This window comes from Aquitalea denitrificans, assembly GCF_009856625.1.
Taxonomy (GTDB): Bacteria; Pseudomonadota; Gammaproteobacteria; order Burkholderiales; family Chromobacteriaceae; genus Aquitalea; species Aquitalea denitrificans.
The window spans coordinates 3,158,314-3,175,210 of record NZ_CP047241.1 but is presented as its reverse complement, the minus strand read 5'-3'; the positions used below and the strand labels follow the sequence as shown (position 1 = coordinate 3,175,210).

Here is a 16,897-nt window from a genome sequence, read left to right as displayed (position 1 = left end):
GGCGGTTGTTGCCGTGCCCCTTATCGAGCGTTCCGCCTGTTTTTGTACTGGTGGCGGATGGCGCAACTGTAGTGATCACGCATCAAGTCGTCATTTAGGGCTTGCCCTTGCGGGTTTACCCTGTATCGGGCCGGAGCAAACGGAGAGAGCAGTTTCAGGCCGGGCTTGTCCTGGTGACAGTGCCTGCATTTTGCGTGGGAATTTGCAGGTAGTCGTTGTGTTGTTCCCGCAGACGGAAAAAGGCAACCCGTTGCTGCAAGGCTTCGGCATGTTGCAGCATCTCCCGGGAAAGTGTGACCAGATTGAGTGACTCTTCGGCATTTTGTACCGAGGAATAGCTTAACTGGTTCAGTGACTGCGATATCTGGTTGATACCGAGATTCTGTTCCTGACTGCTGCTGGTAATGTGTTCCACCAGACGTCGCGTCTGGATGATGGTGTCCTCCAGCATGCACATGGCGCTGCCGGCATGTTCGGCCCTGGCTTTGGTCTGTTGAGATAATTGCTGGATCTCCTGTGCCACATCCTTGCTGCGCTGTGCCAGTTTGCGAACTTCCTGTGCGACCACGGCAAAGCCCTTGCCATGGTCTCCGGCTCTGGCGGCTTCGATGGTGGCATTCAAGGCCAGCAGGTCAGTCTGGTAAACGATGTCGTCGATCTGGTCGATACACTGAATGATATGGTGCAGAGCCTGTACCGTATTTTCTACCAGCAGGCGGCCTTCACGGGTGGCCTCAACCGCTGCAACTGCTTGTTGTTCGGTTTGCTGGGCGCTATGCATGGTGGCATCCAGGGTGGATGAGAACTGCTGCAAGGTGGTGGCAATTTCCTCCAGATGTGCCGCTTGACTGCTGGTTTGGTCCCCAACATGGCTGGCCGCATGTTCTACCTGTCCTGTCAGAGTGCGCATGTCTGTTGCAGTCTGGCGGATTCCCTGCATGACAGCGCTCAGACGGCTGATCATGCTGTCTAGTACGCCACTCATGCTGTCTGGACTGGCTTGTGGCAATTGAGCCTGCCACTGCCCTTCGGCCAGCTTACCGATATGCTGCCGGGTTTGTGCCGGTTCGCTGCCCAGCAGGGCAATCAAACGGCGATAGTTCCAGCGTAACAGCAAGGCGACAACGGCCAGGGTCAGTAACAGTGCCAGTGTCAGCAGCTGCCAGTTACGCATATTGCTGGCGGCGGCCTCGTTTTCCAGTTGTGCCTGATGGCGCTGTGCCAGGATGACGGCTTGATCAATGGCGTGACGGTGTTGACTGTATACCTGTTGCATCTGGGTGAAGATGGCATTCAGCTTGCTGCTTTGCTGTTTTTGCAAGGCGGGTATCAGTTGTTGGTTTAGCAGGGTAAAAAATTCACGGCCATATTCTTGCGCCTGTCTAGTCAGCATCTCGTGCAAGCCAATTGGTAAAGCCTGCTGCTGCCAGTATTGATAGTGCTGATGGAATGCCTGTTCGCTAAGTTGCAATTGGCTGATCAAGTGGGCTTGCTGTGCGGCAGGAGCCATGCGGAGCTGGTGAGCCAGCAGGTTGGCCTCAATGATGTAGGAAGGCGGAGGCAGAATGTCTGCTACCAGATCCTTTGCCTGGATAATGCGCTGGTATTGTGGGCCGCCAATGGTGATCTGCCGTATCAGCAGGCTGGCCGCCATGGCTACGCAGGCCAGCAGGCTGGCCAGGATAATGGTGAGCCAGACAAAACGCTGGCGCACCGAAAACATGCGGTGTTGCTTAAGCATGGATGACATTCCCCGATTTGTGCGCATGGCTTCTGCCTGGCTGGCACGGCGCGCTACGCTATTGTTGTCGGGCAAGGTACGGCAGCAGATGCTTGCCGTACTGGAGGCCCATTAACAGGGATAGCACACGTCAGAGGTGTCTTTTAGATTAATACTGGCCGTTAGTATGGTTATTTTGAATTGGCGTGAAATAGCCAAAACTTTGGCTGAATTTGCACTAAGTAGCAGTTTCAGCATGCACTTGTGCTACCGGCAAGGTTTTAGCCTGCTTGCCCTTGCAGTGGCAGGGCTGTCAGCGTGCCGTCGGCATCCAGGCGCAGATAGCCGCCACTGTTGCCGTACCAGTCGCGGATCACCCAGCGCTCTGCTGTTTGGTCAGCCTGCTGATAGCAGTGGGTGGCCGGGCGGTGGGTGTGACCGTGAATCAGCGTGGGCCAGTGATGGCTATCCAGCAGTTCCAGTACGGCACTATCGGTAACATCGGTAATGGCACTCAGGCCTTGCTGCTGTTTGGCCGCCTCGCTTTGCATGCGGGCCTGCGCTGCAATGGCGTGGCGCTCGGCCAGCGGCCTTGCCAGCATGGCGGCCTGCCAGGCCGGGTTGCGGCTCATGGCGCGGAATTGCTGATAAGCGGTATCTGCGGTACACAAGGCATCGCCATGGCTGAGCAGATAGCGGTGACCGTATGCTTCCAGCAGGTAGGGGTCTTCCAGCAGCTGCGCACCGGTGCGGCGGGTGAAACCTGCTCCCAGCAGGAAGTCGCGGTTGCCGCGCATCACATAGAGCGAGGTATGGCGGGAGAACTGCTGCATGGCCGCCAGCATGGCTTGCAAGAACGCCGAGTCATCATCATCACCCACCCAGTATTCGAACAGGTCCCCCAGGATGAACAGACTGTCAATCCGCCCCTGCCATTGCTGCAAGGTGTCTACAAACAGCTGGCACAGCGCCGGGGTGTCTTCGCTCAGGTGCAGGTCGGAAATGAAGTGATGGCTCATGATGGTTCTATAGCAGCAACAAACGTCAAAAAGATAAAGCAAAGCCAGCCCACCCGAAGGGAGCTGGCTTGCAGGCCGGGCCGCTGTCGGCAGCCCTTGCCGGATCAGATGATCTCGGCTTTTTCCAGAACCACGGCTTCTACCGGTACGTCCTGGTGGCCACCGCTGCGACCGGTGCGTACGGTCTTGATGCGGTCAACCACGTCCTGGCCTTCCACTACCTGGCCGAAGACGGCATAGCCCCAGCCCTGGGTGGATTCTGACTTGAAGTCGAGGAAGTCGTTGTCGGCCACGTTGATGAAGAACTGGGCCGATGCGGAGTGCGGGTCCATGGTACGGGCCATGGCAACGGTGTAGGTCTTGTTGGATACGCCGTTGTTGGCTTCGTTCTTGATCGGATCCCGGGTGTCCTTTTGCTTCATGTCGGCATCGAAGCCACCGCCCTGGATCATGAAACCGTTGATCACGCGATGAAAGATGGTGCCGTCATAGTGGCCGCTCTTCACATATTCTTCGAAGTTGGCGGCAGTGGCCGGGGCCTTGTCGCTGAACAGTTCCAGTACGATGTCGCCGAAGTTGGTGGTCAGTTTGATCATGGGTATTCCTTTATTGGTCTGAAGCGTGGGCTTGATGCTGTGTACTGCCAGCCTGCAGATGGCAGGCTGATGAAGTGGGGGTCAGGGCTTGACCACCACCTTCTGGATCACGATAGGCTCGAAGGGAACGTCATCCATGCCCTTCATGCTGCCGGTGTGGGTTTTGGCAATGCGGTTGACTACATCCATGCCCTTGCTGACCTTGCCGAATACGGCATAGCCAATGCCTTGCGGGCTGGAATTCTTATAGTCAAGAAATTCGTTGTTGGCCACGTTGATGAAAAACTGGGCAGTGGCCGAGTTGGGGTCGGCGGTACGGGCCATGGCAATGGTACCGATGCTGTTCTTCAGGCCGTTGGCGGCTTCATTGGGGATGGGCGCATTGGTTTTCTTCTGTTCCAGCTTGCCGTCAAAACCGCCACCCTGAATCATGAAGCCGTCGATGATGCGGTGAAACACCGTGCCGTTATAAAAACCAGCCTTGGCGTAAGTGACGAAGTTGGCCACGGTTTTGGGGGCTTTGGCCGAATCCAGGGTGATTTCGATCACACCTTTGTTGGTGGTCATTTCCACAACCGGGGCCGCGTGTGCCAGCAGGGGCAGGGCGCACAGGGCGAGACTGGAGAGCAGTTTTTTCATGGGCGTGTCTGATGCTATCGGCAGGAACAAAGCCGGATTCTAGCACAGCAGCCGCAATCACGGATGCGGCTGCTTTTATCGCCTTTTAGCCTCAGGATGAGCCTGCTCAGGCGGCTCAAACGTCGAAACGCAACGACTTGTCCTCGTCCGCATTCAGCATGTGCTTGGGGGCACCCACGATCAGCGGATCAGCCGCATGGGCAACGCGCGGGTCCTTATTGGGGTAGTCCAGGCTGGCCAGAAAGTGACGGATGCAGTTTAGCCGTGCCCGTTTCTTGTCATCGGATTTCACCACCACCCAGGGCGCATCACCGGTATTGGTGTGGAAGAACATGGCCTGCTTGGCAGATGTGTAGTCATCCCATTTGTCCAGCGACTGAATGTCGATGGGGGAGAGCTTCCAGTGCTTGAGCGGGTCATCACGGCGCGAGATGAAGCGGCGCAGCTGTTCTTCGCGGCTGACCGAGAACCAGAACTTGAACAGGTGGATGCCGCTGTTGACCAGCATGCGTTCCAGCTGTGGTGTCTGGCGCATGAATTCCAGATATTCGTCCGGATTGCAAAAGCCCATCACCCGTTCCACGCCGGCGCGGTTATACCAGGAGCGGTCGAAGAACACGATTTCGCCGGAAGACGGCAGATGTTCGATATAGCGCTGGAAATACCACTGGCCACGTTCGCGCTCGGACGGTTTTTCCAGTGCTACCACCCGCGCACCGCGCGGATTGAGGTGTTCCATATAGCGCTTGATGGTACCGCCCTTGCCGGCAGCGTCGCGGCCTTCAAACAGGATGACGATTTTCTGCCCGGTTTCCTTGACCCAGTTTTGCACCTTCAGCAGCTCGATCTGCAGCTCCATCTTGATCTTTTCGTACTCGGCCCGGCGCATGCGGGTGCGATAGGGAAAGCTGGCTGGCAGTTCTGCGGTGCTGCTGTCCTCGCTGGTGCCGCGCGGCGCTTCAGCCACCTGCAGGGCAACCGGCTGCTGGCTGATGGTTTCGATGGCCTTGACCGATTCCTGATGCACGCGCTTGACATTGCTCTGGCGACTGCTGGGGCTGCGGGCAGGCTTGCGGCTGGTGGTCGGGCTGGCCGTGGTTTTGCTCTCGGTGGCAGTTTCTGTATCGGTAAGCGCAGTGATGGCGGGATCGATATTCTTGTCTTGCGTCATGTTTTCCCCTCATGCTGAAGTGGTCTTGAAACCATGCTACGCCTGTTGAATAGGGGTGTCGATATGCCTCTGCCATGGCTGCACAGGCCGCAGAAGAGTGCCTGAATGGCACGTGTCACTTGCACTGCGCGAGGCCGGCGTCGATGATGGCAATACAAACGCGCAAGCACGGCACTCTTTGCTGCAGCTTGCCATCACTGAAAGTCGCACCATGTTAAGTACGGGTTTTCGCCCTCGTCTTGTTGATACCCTGAAAAGCTATAACCGCCAGTTGCTGCGCGATGACATCATGGCGGGCATTACTGTCGGCATTGTCGCCTTGCCCTTGGCCATGGCCTTTGCCATGGCTAGCGGCGTCACACCGCAGGCGGGCATTTTCACTGCCGTGATTGCCGGTTTTCTTGCTGCAGTGCTGGGGGGAAGCCGCTTGTCGGTTACCGGGCCTACCGGGGCCTTCATCGTCATCATCTACGGCATTGTGGCCAAGTATGGCGTGGCCAACCTGCTGATCTGCACCTTCATGTCCGGCGTGATGCTGGTGTTGATGGGCATTTTCCGGCTGGGGCAGGTGATCCGCTTTTTTCCGTTACCGCTGATTACTGGTTTTACCAATGGCATTGCGGTGCTGATTTTCCTCACCCAGCTGAAAGACTTTTTTGGCCTGCCGGTGGAAAAGATGCCGGCGGGCTTCTTTGCGGTGATGCAGGTATTGCGTGAGCAACTGGGCAATTTCCACTGGCCGACCTTGCTGCTGTCCGGGGCCAGCTTGTTGCTTATCCTGCTATGGCCGAAGAGACTCAACCGCCTGTTGCCCGCGCCTTTTGTCGCGCTGATTCTGGCGACGCTGGCTACGGCCTTGTTCAGCCTGCCGGTGGCCACGCTGGGCAGCAAGTTCGGTGGCATTCCGCAAGGCTTGCCCAGCTTTGGCGGGCTGGATCTGGACCCGACCCATCTGTCCGACCTGCTGGCACCGGCTTTTACCATTGCCCTGCTGGGGGCCATCGAGTCACTGCTGTGTGCGGTGGTGGCCGACAGCATGACGTCTGACAAGCACGACTCCAATCAGGAGCTGATCGGTCAGGGCATTGCCAATATGGTGGCCCCGTTTTTTGGCGGCATTCCGGCGACCGGAGCGGTGGCACGCACTGCCACCAATATCAGCAATGGTGGCAAAAGCCCGGTGGCTGCCATGGTGCATGCCTTGTTGCTGTTGTTGATTTTGCTGGTAGCTGCGCCCCTGGCGGCCAGCATTCCCCTGGCGGTGCTGGCGGCCATCCTGATTTCGGTGGCGCTGAAAATGGGGGATTGGGATATCCGCAAGGCCTTCCAGTTTCCCAAGCGCGATACCGCAGTGTTGATTGTCACCTTTGTGCTGACCGTGGTGTTTGACCTGACGGTGGCGGTGCAGATTGGTCTGTTGATGGCGGCTGTGTTCTTTATCCGCAGCATGGCCAGCCACACCTCGGTCAACCGTTTGTTGCCCGAATATGCGCAGTTGTTCGAGCGCCACACCATAGCCGGCAAGCATGTGCCGGATGGTTGTGCGGCTTTCCGGGTGGAGGGTGCACTGTTTTTCGGCGCGGCGGACAGTGTGGAAATCATTCACCAGCAGGCCGAGCAGGCGCGCGTCATCATTTTGCAGTTGCACCGGCTGGTGATGCTGGATACCACTGGTCTGCTGGCGCTGGACAGTCTGAACGACAAGCTGCGGGTGCAGGGCAAGACGCTGATTTTGTGTGGTGCGACCGATGAGGTGCTGGACATGCTCAAGGGCTCGCGGCTGGTGGATGATCTGGGCGCGGACAACCTGCAGCCGGACTTGGCCGCTGCCTTGCAGCGTGCCGAACAGTTGCTGACCAGCGGTGTGGTGTGGGGCTAGCCGCAGGCTTAGAGCTGACCCTCTTCGCGCAGCACCTGTTGCAAGGTCTCGAAGCAGTGCGGATCGATGGCGACATGCAGGTTCTGCTGCATGATCTCTAGTGTTTTGGCCACCGGTGTGGCCGGGTGGTAAGGGCGCTCGGCATTGATGGCATCAAAAATGTCGGCGGTGGTGATGATGCGGGTTTCCAGTGTGATGGCGTCGCCTGCCAGACCGCGTGGATAACCCTTGCCATCCAGTCGTTCATGGTGGGCGGCGGAAACATCGGCCAGTTCGGCAAACACCTGCATGCGGCCAAGGATGGCGTGGGTGTAGCTGGCGTGTTTTTGCACGGCGGCCCATTCCTCGGCATCCAGCTTGCCGGGTTTGTCCAGAATGCGGTTGCTCACCCCCAGCTTGCCCACGTCGTGTAGCAGGGCACCGCGTTTGAGCCAGCGCCGGCGTGCATCATCCAGGCCCAGGGTGGCGGCGATACGGTCGGCATAATGGCCTACCCGCTGGCTGTGACCGGCGGTGAAGGGGCTTTTGGAGTCGACCACCTGGCCGAAGCCTTCGGCAATTTCATCCAGATAATCTTCATCCACCTCCACCTGATGCTGGGCCGGTTCCAGTGCCAGTACCGCCTGATCGACTGCAGCAGATTCCAGCACCTGCCAGAAGGTTTCGTCCTGGGCCACACTGGCAAAGCAGGCCACCAGCGTGGGATCAAACCAGTGGCCGGCGCGCTGCTGTGCCTCGGCCACGGCACCGTCGCGGCCGCTGGTGATATGGAATACATCGATGACCTGCGCCAGCAGGGCAATGCGGGCATTGAGCGGAATGGCCTCACCCTGCAAACCCAGCGGCCGGCCAGAGCCGTCCCAGTGCTCGTCCAGTGACTGGATTCCCCGTGCCACGTTTTCATTGAAGCGCAGCTGACGCGCGATGTCGGCACCGCGGTAGCAGCGGGTCTGGATCAGTTCGTCGGCAATTTCCTTGCCATTGCGCAGAATATGGGTGATGGAGGCCAGCCGTTCCGACCAGCCGGCGTGGCGGCCGGTATGGTTGAGCACAAAACCCAGCTTGTCCGGCAGGCTGCTACCCAGCTGCTTGAAGTCCTGCTTGAACTGGCGGTCGTCTACCAGGTACAGCGCGCTGATGCGGGCGGCATTGCTGCTGCAGCCCAGATCCTTCAGCAAAATGGCGTAGTACAGTTCCCACAGTGACTGGCTGTCCAGCCCGATGGCACGGCCAATGTGCATGCCTATCCAGCAGCTGCGTACGCAATGGCCTTCTGGCTGGCCTTCGGTGATATCCAGTGCGTAGCTGAGCGAGCCCAGCAGTTCCGCCAGCTTGAGTGAAGCCCTCATGCGCCTGTCCTGTATTGAATGCGTTTGGCTGCTACTTTAGCCTTTGCGCACGGGCTCTGCCCAATAAAAAACGGCATCGTCAGATCACGATGCCGTTGTTGCAAGCAAGGGTGCCCCGTTGTCAGCGCTTGTTCTTGCTGCGGGGATTGCCTGTGCCAGTACCCGCCGGCTTGCTGCCGGGTTTGGCACCCGGACGGCCAGTGGCTTGTGGACGGCCACCCATCGGCTTGCCGTGTGTTGCCGCCGGCTTGCTGCCCGGGCGTCCTGCTGCCGGTTTGCCGGTTTGCGGGCGTGCTCCCGGCGCACCCATGCGATGGCGGATGGCTGCCGCCTTGTCACCCGGCGGCGTGGGTGGAATCAGGCAGTGCTTGCTGTGGCCGATCAGGTCGCGGCGGCCCATGTCTATCAGCGCATCGTGAATGATCTGCCAGTTGTCCGGGTGGTGATAGCGCAAGAAGGCCTTGTGCAGCTTGCGGCGATAGCCGTCGCGTACCACGTCCACCTTTTCCGAACTGCGGCTCAGCTTTTTCAGCGGATTACGGCGGGTATGCCACATGGTGGTGGCCATGGCCATCGGGGTCGGGGTGAAGGTCTGCACCTGATCCAGACGGAAGTTGTTCTTCTTCAGCCACAGCGCCAGATTCATCATGTCCTCATCGCTGGTGCCGGGGTGGGCGGCGATGAAGTAGGGAATCAGGTACTGCTCCTTGCCAGCCTGGCGGCTGAAGCGTTCGAACAGTTCCTTGAACTTGTCGTAAGCGCCCATGCCCGGCTTCATCATCTTGGACAGCGGGCCGTCTTCGGTGTGTTCCGGGGCAATTTTCAGATAGCCGCCCACATGGTGCTGCACCAGTTCCTTGATGTATTCGGGCGAACGCACCGCCAGGTCGTAACGCAGGCCGGACTGGATGTTGATCTTCTTCACGCCCGGCAAGGCACGCGCCTTGCGGTACAGCTGGATCAGATGGCTGTGGTCGGTACCCAGGTTCTCGCAGATGTCCGGGAATACACAGGACAACTTGCGACAGGAGCGCTCGATGTTCGGGTCCTTGCACGACAGGCGGTACATATTAGCCGTTGGGCCGCCCAGGTCGGAGATGTGGCCGGTAAAGCCCGGCGTCTTGTCGCGGATTTCCTCGATCTCGTGCAGGATGGATTCTTCCGAACGGCTCTGGATGATGCGGCCCTCGTGCTCGGTGATGGAGCAGAAAGTACAGCCGCCAAAACAGCCGCGCATGATGTTGACCGAGTACTTGATCATCTCCCACGCCGGAATATGTGCATTGCCATAGGACGGGTGCGGATTGCGGGCGTAGGGCAGGCCGTAGACGAAGTCCATTTCCTCGGTGGTCAGCGGAATGGGCGGCGGGTTCAGCCATACATCGCGGCTGCCGTGCAACTGCACCAGGGCACGGGCATTGCCGGGGTTGGATTCCAGATGCAGGGTGCGGCTGGCGTGTGCATACAGCACCGGGTCGTGGGCCACGGCCTCGTAGGCCGGAATGCGGATGACGGTTTTGGCCCGTTCGGCACGGCGTTTGGCCAGACGCTCTTCACGCGATTCGATGCGGATCACCTGCGGCGCAGTCGGGTCGCTGCCCTTGGTGGCTTCAGCGGCCTGCTCCGGGATTTCCTGATACGGGTTCAGGTGTACGTCAACCTTGCCCGGCGTATCCACCACGCTGGAATCCATTTCCTGCCATTCTGCATCCGGCAGCCAACCTTGCTGTACCACAAAGGCGGTGCCGCGGATATCACGCATTTCCGAGAGCTTTTCGCCCTTGGCGGCGCGATGGGCAATTTCCACCAAGGCGCGTTCGGCATTGCCATACAGCAGGATGTCGGCCTTGGAGGTGATCAGCACCGACTGACGGACCTTGTCGCTCCAGTAGTCGAAGTGGGCGATGCGGCGCAGGCTGGCTTCGATGGAACCAATCATCACCCCCACGCCGGGATAGGCTTCGCGGCAGCGCTGGGCATACACGGTGACGGCACGGTCCGGGCGCTTGTTCGGTTCGGCATTGGGGGTGTAGGCATCATCCGAGCGCGGACGACGGTCAGCCGTGTAGCGGTTGATCATCGAATCCATATTGCCGGCGGTGACGCCAAAAAACAGGTTGGGCTTGCCCAGTGCCCGGAACGGTTCGGCCGACTGCCAGTCCGGCTGCGCAATGATGCCGACGCGGAAGCCCTGGGCTTCCAGCAAACGGCCCACCAGCGCCATGCCGAAGCTGGGATGGTCGATATAGCAGTCGCCGGAAATCAGGATGATGTCACAGGAATCCCAGCCCAGCTGGTCCATTTCGGCGCGGCTCATCGGCAGGAAAGGGGCAGTGCCAAAGCGGCTGGCCCAGTACTTGCGGTAAGAGGTAATCGGTTTGGCGGCGGCTGGCTGTGTCGTCATGCTGAATGAAAGCGGCTGGTGGCGCAGGTGGATAAGCAACCGGTCATTATGCCGTACTTTTGGATTTTTATCAGCATAAATTGTTGTTTTTAATGGCGAATTGCCATGTTGTCAATAGGGGTGGGAGACAATATTTTCCGTTGAAATCAGTTGTTTGCCGGCTTTGCCATGTTGTAACGGCTGCCGGAGTGTGACCGCAGCCACGGTTTGGCGTACCCTTGCTGCTGGTCTCCGTTTGTCATGACGATGTGTTGTTTTGCTTCACATCACCGACACACTGCACAGGAAACGTTGCACATGAGCAGTCAGATTGTCCGTTTGGACGCAAAACCCTATCAATCCCAGGTAGCCGCACTGGAAAGCGGCAAGGTGCTGTATTTGCCGCAGCTGGAGTTTGCCATCCAGCCGACCGAACTGGCCTTGCTGAACCCGGCCATTGCCGACCTGAAACGCAAGAACATCAGCCTGGAGCCGCAAGCCGGTGGCAAGCTGCATGGCGTGGCCGACCCCGCCAACGAAGCCGCAGTGCGTGCCTTGATTGCCCGTTATCGCGACAGCGCCTTTGCTCTGGTCGAGCAGTTGCTGCCGGAATACCGTGGCAAACTGCGCGCCGCGCCCACCAGCCTCCGCCTGATGCGGGTGGAAAATCGCCAGACTTCCTGGCGCAAGGACGACAGCCGTCTGCATGTGGATGCCTTCCCATCCCGCCCCACTTATGGCGAGCGCATCCTGCGTGTGTTCTACAATGCCAATCCCAATGGTGAACCGCGCGTATGGCGGGTGGGCGAGCCGTTTGCCGACATGGCACGGCGCATGTTGCCGCGCATTCCGCGCCAGTGGCCGGGATCGGCGGCGCTGATGGCGGCGCTGAAAATCACCAAGCGCAAGCGCAGCGCCTACGACCACCTGATGCTGCATCTGCATGATGCGATGAAGGCGGACATGGACTACCAGCGCACCTGCCCGCAGGAAACCATGCCGTTTCCGCCCGGCTGCGGCTGGGTGTGTTTCTCCGACCATGCTTCGCATGCGGTGATGTCCGGCCAGTTCATGCTGGAACAGACATTCTGGCTGGCCGCGCAGGACATGGCCGACCCGGCACGCTCACCGCTGGCCGAATTGCAGGCAATCACCGGACGCACCCTGCTGTAAACCGCGGCAGGCGGACGGCAGCGCCAAGCGCCGGTCTGCCTGCTTTTCCCCGGCAAAACCGGCTATGCCGGGACTGCCTCTCCCCAGCAAGGGCAAATCGGTTACAATCACCGATTGCTTTCAATCAGTCTGCAGCCAGAATCATGAGCACGGAAAACAACGCGCCAGTAGTCAGCAACTTCATTCGCAACATCATTGACGAGGACCTGGCTTCGGGCAAGCACAGCGCCATCGTCACCCGCTTCCCGCCGGAGCCCAATGGCTATCTGCACGTGGGCCATGCCAAATCCATCTGTCTGAACTTCGGTCTGGCCGAAGACTATCAGGGCAAGTGCAATCTGCGCATGGACGACACCAATCCGGAAAAAGAGTCGGACGAATTCGTGCAGTCCATCAAGGACAGCGTGGAATGGCTAGGTTTCCAGTGGGATGGCAATGTCCGTTTCGCCTCGGATTACTTCGATGCGCTGTACGACTATGCCGTAGAACTGATCAAGTCGGGCAAGGCCTTTGTCTGCGACCTGAACGCCGAGGAAATGCGCGCCTATCGCGGCAGCCTGACCGAGCCTGGCAAGAACAGCCCCTTCCGCGACCGTAGCGTGGAAGAGAACCTCGACCTGTTCACCCGCATGCGTAACGGCGAATTCCCGGACGGCAGCAAGACCCTGCGCCTGAAAATCGACATGGCTTCCGGCAACGTGAACCTGCGCGACCCGGTGATCTACCGCATCCGACGCGCACATCACCACCGTACCGGCGACAAGTGGTGCATCTACCCGATGTACGACTACACCCACTGCATCTCCGATGCGCTGGAAGGCATCACCCACAGCCTGTGCACGCTGGAGTTCGAAGACCATCGCCCGCTGTACGACTGGGTGCTGGACAACATCACCATTCCTTGCCACCCGCGCCAGTACGAATTCTCCCGTCTGGAACTGCTGTACGCGCTCACCTCCAAGCGCAAGCTGCAGGCGCTGGTGACCGACGGCCTGGTGGATGGCTGGAATGACCCGCGCATGCCCACCATCGAAGGCATGCGTCGTCGCGGTTTCAGCCCGGCCGGCATTCGCCTGTTTGCTCAGCGCATTGGCGTATCCAAGGGTGAAAACATCATCGACATGAGCGTGCTGGAAGGCGCCGTACGCGAGATGCTGGAAAACGAATCGCCGCGTGTGATGGCCGTGCTGGACCCGATCAAGGTGACCCTCACCAACTTTGACGCCGCCGTCACCGCCAGCCGCAGCGCACCTTTCCATCCGCATCACCCGGAATTTGGCGAGCGCGATGTGCCGATCGCCCGTGAAATCTGGATTGAACGTGATGACTTTGCCGAAGTGCCGCCGCCCAAGTGGCAGCGCCTGACCGCCGGTGGCGAAGTGCGCCTGCGCTACAGCTATGTCATCAAGTGTGATGAAGTGATCAAGGATGCCGACGGCAAGGTGGTGGAACTCAAGTGCTCCATCGACCACGACACTCTGGGCAAGAACCCGGAAGGCCGCAAGGTCAAGGGCGTGATTCACTGGGTATCGGCCGAACATGCCATTGAAGCCGATGTCCGACTGTACGACCGCCTGTTCACCGAGCCGCGTCCGGATGCGGTGCGTGGTGAAGATGGCGAATATGTCGACTTCCGCCAGTTCCTCAACCCGGAATCGCTGAAAACCGTCACCGCCTATGTGGAAGACGCCGTGCTGAAGGCAGCCCCGGAATCGCGCTTCCAGTTTGAGCGCCTGGGCTACTTTGTCACCGACCGTTACGACCATCAGCAAGGTGTACGTGCGGTGTTCAACCGGACCGTTGGCCTGCGCGACAACTGGAGCAAGTAAATTTTGCCCAAACAAGCAAGTCAGTACTGACTTGCTTGGCGCGGTAGAACGCTGAAGCGGGCCTTATGGCCCGCTTTTTTCATGTCTGTTGATCTGGCTACACCGTTAGGCGGGCACTGACAAGCTTCGCCAGCGCAGCATTTGATGCGCGTCGACTTTGGCGTGATGTAATTTGCCTGCTACACCTGTCCTGCCTAGCATCAAAACCATTCAGTCTTGCTTTGCGGAGAAGTGTGATGAATCAGCCTCGCCTGCTGTATCTGCAATCCGGTGGTCCCACCGCCGTTCTCAATGCCTCGGCCCAGGGCGTGATTGAAACCGCCCGCAAGCTGGGCATTTCGGTGTATGCCGCCCGCGATGGCCTGGCCGGCCTGCTGGAGGACCGACTGGTGAATACCGATGGCGTGTCCGACCACGACATCGCCCGGCTGGGTTTTCTGCCCGGCGGGCATTTTGGGGTCAGCCGCCGCATGATAGGCAGTTTCGACGAATGTCCTGAAGACTGGCTGCGCATGAAAGCGGTGCTGGCGCGTCACGGCATTCATTATCTGCTGATCAATGGCGGCAACGGCTCGCTGGGCTGTGCCGCCCGGCTGGCGGATTTCCAGCGCCACACCGGCCACGCCCTGCATGTGATCGGCATTCCCAAGACCATAGACAACGATCTGGTCGGGACTGACAACAGCCCGGGCTATGGCTCGGCGGCCAAGTTCCTGGCCAGCACCATGCTGGAAGTGGGCATGGACATGATCAGCATGGGCCGCGGCCGGGTATTCATCATGGAGGCCATGGGCCGCCATACCGGCTGGCTGGCAGCAGCACCGGCAGCGGCGCGCATTCACGGCGGGCAGGCACCGCATATCGTGTTGCTGCCGGAAGTGCCGTTTGATCAGGATAAATTTTTGGCCGCGGTGGATGCCAGTCTGGCGGAGCATGGCCAGTGCGCCATCTCGGTGGCAGAAGGCCTGGTGGATGCTGCCGGACGCTTTGTCACCGAGGCCAATGCTTCGGCCATTTATGGCCATGAGCAACTGGGCGGGGTGGGGAGCTGGCTGGCGGCGCTGCTCAAGCGAGAGCGCGGCCTGTCCGCCCATGTGGCGCAGGTGGATTATCTGCAACGCGCGGCCGGGCATCTGGTGTCGGCCACCGATGCCGCGCAGGCTTACCAGATGGGGCAGCAGGGCGTGGAGTGGCTGCAGGCCGGCCGCAGCGGCGTGATGGCGGGTATCCGCCGCCTGTCCGATCACCCATACCGCTGGGAAGTGGCCGACTTTCCGCTGGCCGAAGTGGGAGACATGGAAAAGGCCTTTCCGCCGCATTTCATTGCCGCCGATGGCTATGGCGTGACCCAGGCTTTTCTGGATTACTTGCTGCCGCTGATGGAGGGCGAGCGCATGCCGCCTTTCCGTCAGGGCTTGCCGGATTACCGCCGGATTGAATGGCCGCCGGTGTGACCCCATTTGCTAGCGGCAGATGTCACCAGATGTCACTCGGGACCGGGCACTGGCCCGGTTTTTCATTTTCCGCGCAGCAGGACGGGCAGTGTGCAGGCGCTTCGCGGGGGCTTGACGACTCTGCTACAATTTCCCCTTTTACCCAAGCACAGGTTATCGAGATCATGCTGAACGTGTACAACACCCTGACTCGCCAGAAAGAAGAGTTCCATCCCATCGAACCGGGCAAGGTGCGTATGTATGTGTGTGGCATGACGGTGTACGACCTCTGTCATATCGGCCATGCTCGCATGCTGGCGGCCTTTGACGTGATCTACCGCTGGCTCAAGGCCTCCGGCTACGATGTCAACTACGTGCGCAACATCACCGACATCGAGGACAAGATCATCAAGCGTGCGCTGGAGCGTAGCATTACCCCGGACCAGTTGGTGGCGGAAACCATCGCCGACATGCACCAGGATGCCGCTGCGCTGAATCTGCTGCCGCCGACCCACGAACCGCGCGCCACCCATCATGTGGGCGGCATGATTGCGCTGATCGAACAACTGATTGCCAATGGCAAGGCCTATCCGGCCCCCAATGGTGATGTGTATTACGCCGTGCGCGAGTTTGAAGGCTACGGCAAGCTGTCCGGCCGTACGCTGGACAAGCTGCGCGCCGGTGAGCGGGTGGAAATCGACCCCAACAAGCGCGACCCGCTGGACTTTGTGCTGTGGAAAGCTGCCAAGCCGGGCGAGCCGTCCTGGGACAGCCCGTGGGGTGCTGGCCGTCCGGGCTGGCATATCGAATGCTCGGTGATGAGCTGCCACCATCTGGGCGAGCACTTCGACATCCACGGCGGTGGTGAAGACCTGCAATTCCCGCACCATGAAAACGAAATCGCCCAGTCCGAAGGCGCGCATGGCCATCAGTATGTCAATTACTGGCTGCACAACGGCTTCATCAATGTCGATGGCGAAAAGATGTCCAAATCGCTGGGCAATTTCTTCACCATCCGCGATGTGCTGCAGCATTTCGACGGCGAAGTGGTGCGCTTCTTCATTGTGCGCAGCCACTACCGCAGCCCGGTCAACTACACCGACAGCATCCTCAACGATGCCAAGCAGGGCCTGACCCGTCTCTATACTGCGCTGCGCGGTCTGGCGCTGCCGGAAAGCACGGGCATTGACTGGAGCAACCCGTACGCTGCGCGCTTCAAGGCGGCGATGGACGACGACTTCAGCTCCTCCGAAGCCGTGGCAGTGCTGTTTGAGCTGGCTGGTGAAGTCAACAAGAGCCGCGATGTACAACTGGCTCGCCTGATGAAGGATCTGGGCGGTGTGCTGGGCCTGTTGCAACGTGAGCCGGAGGAATTCCTCAAGGCCGGTGCCGGTGAAGGCGAATTGACTGCCGAGCAGATCGAAGCCCTGATCCAGGCGCGTCGTGATGCGCGTGCCAACAAGAACTGGGCCGAGTCCGACCGTATCCGTGACGAGCTGATCGCCAAGGGTGTGGTGCTGGAAGACAATGCCCAGGGCACCAGCTGGCGTCGTGCCTGAGCCTGCATTGCTGGCCGGGTGAACCCAAGGCGGCAGTCTGATAAGGGCTGCTAACAAAACCTCGTAGAGAACCCGGGCCAAGGCGCGCCGCCGCAGACAGTACATGGCGTACGGCAAGGCGGCGCAACGCTGGAGCGGGGGTTTTGT

At 59.6% G+C, this 16,897-nt stretch carries 12 protein-coding genes; 5 read left to right on the top strand and 7 right to left on the bottom strand.

What is annotated here, in order from left to right:
- Positions 1-154: 154 nt before the first annotated feature.
- The 5 genes from GSR16_RS14415 to ppk2 all read right to left on the bottom strand — a co-directional run bounded on the left by GSR16_RS14415 (position 155) and on the right by ppk2 (position 4,947).
- Positions 155-1,741, bottom strand: a complete 1,587-nt coding sequence (locus GSR16_RS14415; protein ID WP_159878551.1) for a methyl-accepting chemotaxis protein — start codon at positions 1,739-1,741, stop codon at positions 155-157.
- Positions 1,742-2,001: 260 nt separating this feature from the next.
- Positions 2,002-2,739: a UDP-2,3-diacylglucosamine diphosphatase gene (locus GSR16_RS14410; RefSeq protein WP_159878549.1), complete on the bottom strand. Its 738-nt coding sequence runs from the start codon at positions 2,737-2,739 to the stop codon at positions 2,002-2,004.
- Between the two features lie 104 nt (positions 2,740-2,843).
- Complete coding sequence (locus GSR16_RS14405) at positions 2,844-3,335, bottom strand: peptidylprolyl isomerase (RefSeq protein WP_159878547.1); 492 nt, start codon at positions 3,333-3,335, stop codon at positions 2,844-2,846.
- An 81-nt stretch (positions 3,336-3,416) separates the two neighbouring features.
- Positions 3,417-3,974, bottom strand: coding sequence for a peptidylprolyl isomerase (locus GSR16_RS14400; protein WP_159878545.1), 558 nt, complete (start codon positions 3,972-3,974; stop codon positions 3,417-3,419).
- A 115-nt stretch (positions 3,975-4,089) separates the two neighbouring features.
- Positions 4,090-4,947, bottom strand: a complete 858-nt coding sequence (gene ppk2, locus GSR16_RS14395) for a polyphosphate kinase 2 (RefSeq protein ID WP_205677586.1) — start codon at positions 4,945-4,947, stop codon at positions 4,090-4,092.
- A 310-nt stretch (positions 4,948-5,257) separates the two neighbouring features.
- Here ppk2 and GSR16_RS14390 point away from each other — a divergent pair, with 310 nt between their 5' ends.
- Positions 5,258-7,024 carry a SulP family inorganic anion transporter gene (locus GSR16_RS14390; protein ID WP_240902498.1) on the top strand — a complete coding sequence of 589 codons (1,767 nt, stop codon included), beginning with the start codon at positions 5,258-5,260 and terminating at the stop codon, positions 7,022-7,024.
- A gap of 8 nt (positions 7,025-7,032) precedes the next feature.
- Here the strand turns inward: GSR16_RS14390 and GSR16_RS14385 are convergent, their stop codons facing one another.
- Together GSR16_RS14385 and GSR16_RS14380 are read right to left on the bottom strand one after the other, a co-directional pair.
- On the bottom strand, positions 7,033-8,373 hold the full coding sequence (locus GSR16_RS14385) for an HD-GYP domain-containing protein (protein ID WP_159878541.1): 1,341 nt from the start codon (positions 8,371-8,373) through the stop codon (positions 7,033-7,035).
- Between the two features lie 121 nt (positions 8,374-8,494).
- Positions 8,495-10,777: a YgiQ family radical SAM protein gene (locus GSR16_RS14380; protein ID WP_159878539.1), complete on the bottom strand. Its 2,283-nt coding sequence runs from the start codon at positions 10,775-10,777 to the stop codon at positions 8,495-8,497.
- Positions 10,778-11,074: 297 nt separating this feature from the next.
- On the opposite strand from GSR16_RS14380, the gene GSR16_RS14375 reads away from it, so the two are divergent.
- From GSR16_RS14375 to cysS, 4 genes are all read left to right on the top strand, one after another.
- Positions 11,075-11,929, top strand: coding sequence for a Kdo hydroxylase KdoO (locus GSR16_RS14375; protein ID WP_159878537.1), 855 nt, complete (start codon positions 11,075-11,077; stop codon positions 11,927-11,929).
- Positions 11,930-12,072: 143 nt separating this feature from the next.
- The gene (locus GSR16_RS14370) at positions 12,073-13,758 is read left to right on the top strand and encodes a glutamine--tRNA ligase/YqeY domain fusion protein (protein ID WP_159878535.1); all 1,686 of its coding nucleotides are present in this window, start codon (positions 12,073-12,075) and stop codon (positions 13,756-13,758) included.
- A 236-nt stretch (positions 13,759-13,994) separates the two neighbouring features.
- Positions 13,995-15,212, top strand: a complete 1,218-nt coding sequence (locus tag GSR16_RS14365) for a 6-phosphofructokinase (protein WP_159878533.1) — start codon at positions 13,995-13,997, stop codon at positions 15,210-15,212.
- A gap of 164 nt (positions 15,213-15,376) precedes the next feature.
- Positions 15,377-16,750: a cysteine--tRNA ligase gene (cysS, locus tag GSR16_RS14360; protein ID WP_159878531.1), complete on the top strand. Its 1,374-nt coding sequence runs from the start codon at positions 15,377-15,379 to the stop codon at positions 16,748-16,750.
- The last annotated feature ends 147 nt before the right edge of the window (positions 16,751-16,897 follow it).

Coding starts and splice junctions, on each gene's coding strand:
- GSR16_RS14415 (WP_159878551.1), bottom strand. CDS start 1,741: ATGCTTAAGCAACACCGCATGTTTTCGGTGCGCCAGCGTTTTGTCTGG.
- GSR16_RS14410 (WP_159878549.1), bottom strand. CDS start 2,739: ATGAGCCATCACTTCATTTCCGACCTGCACCTGAGCGAAGACACCCCG.
- GSR16_RS14405 (WP_159878547.1), bottom strand. CDS start 3,335: ATGATCAAACTGACCACCAACTTCGGCGACATCGTACTGGAACTGTTC.
- GSR16_RS14400 (WP_159878545.1), bottom strand. CDS start 3,974: ATGAAAAAACTGCTCTCCAGTCTCGCCCTGTGCGCCCTGCCCCTGCTG.
- GSR16_RS14385 (WP_159878541.1), bottom strand. CDS start 8,373: ATGAGGGCTTCACTCAAGCTGGCGGAACTGCTGGGCTCGCTCAGCTAC.
- GSR16_RS14380 (WP_159878539.1), bottom strand. CDS start 10,777: ATGACGACACAGCCAGCCGCCGCCAAACCGATTACCTCTTACCGCAAG.
- GSR16_RS14375 (WP_159878537.1), top strand. CDS start 11,075: ATGAGCAGTCAGATTGTCCGTTTGGACGCAAAACCCTATCAATCCCAG.
- GSR16_RS14370 (WP_159878535.1), top strand. CDS start 12,073: ATGAGCACGGAAAACAACGCGCCAGTAGTCAGCAACTTCATTCGCAAC.
- GSR16_RS14365 (WP_159878533.1), top strand. CDS start 13,995: ATGAATCAGCCTCGCCTGCTGTATCTGCAATCCGGTGGTCCCACCGCC.
- cysS (WP_159878531.1), top strand. CDS start 15,377: ATGCTGAACGTGTACAACACCCTGACTCGCCAGAAAGAAGAGTTCCAT.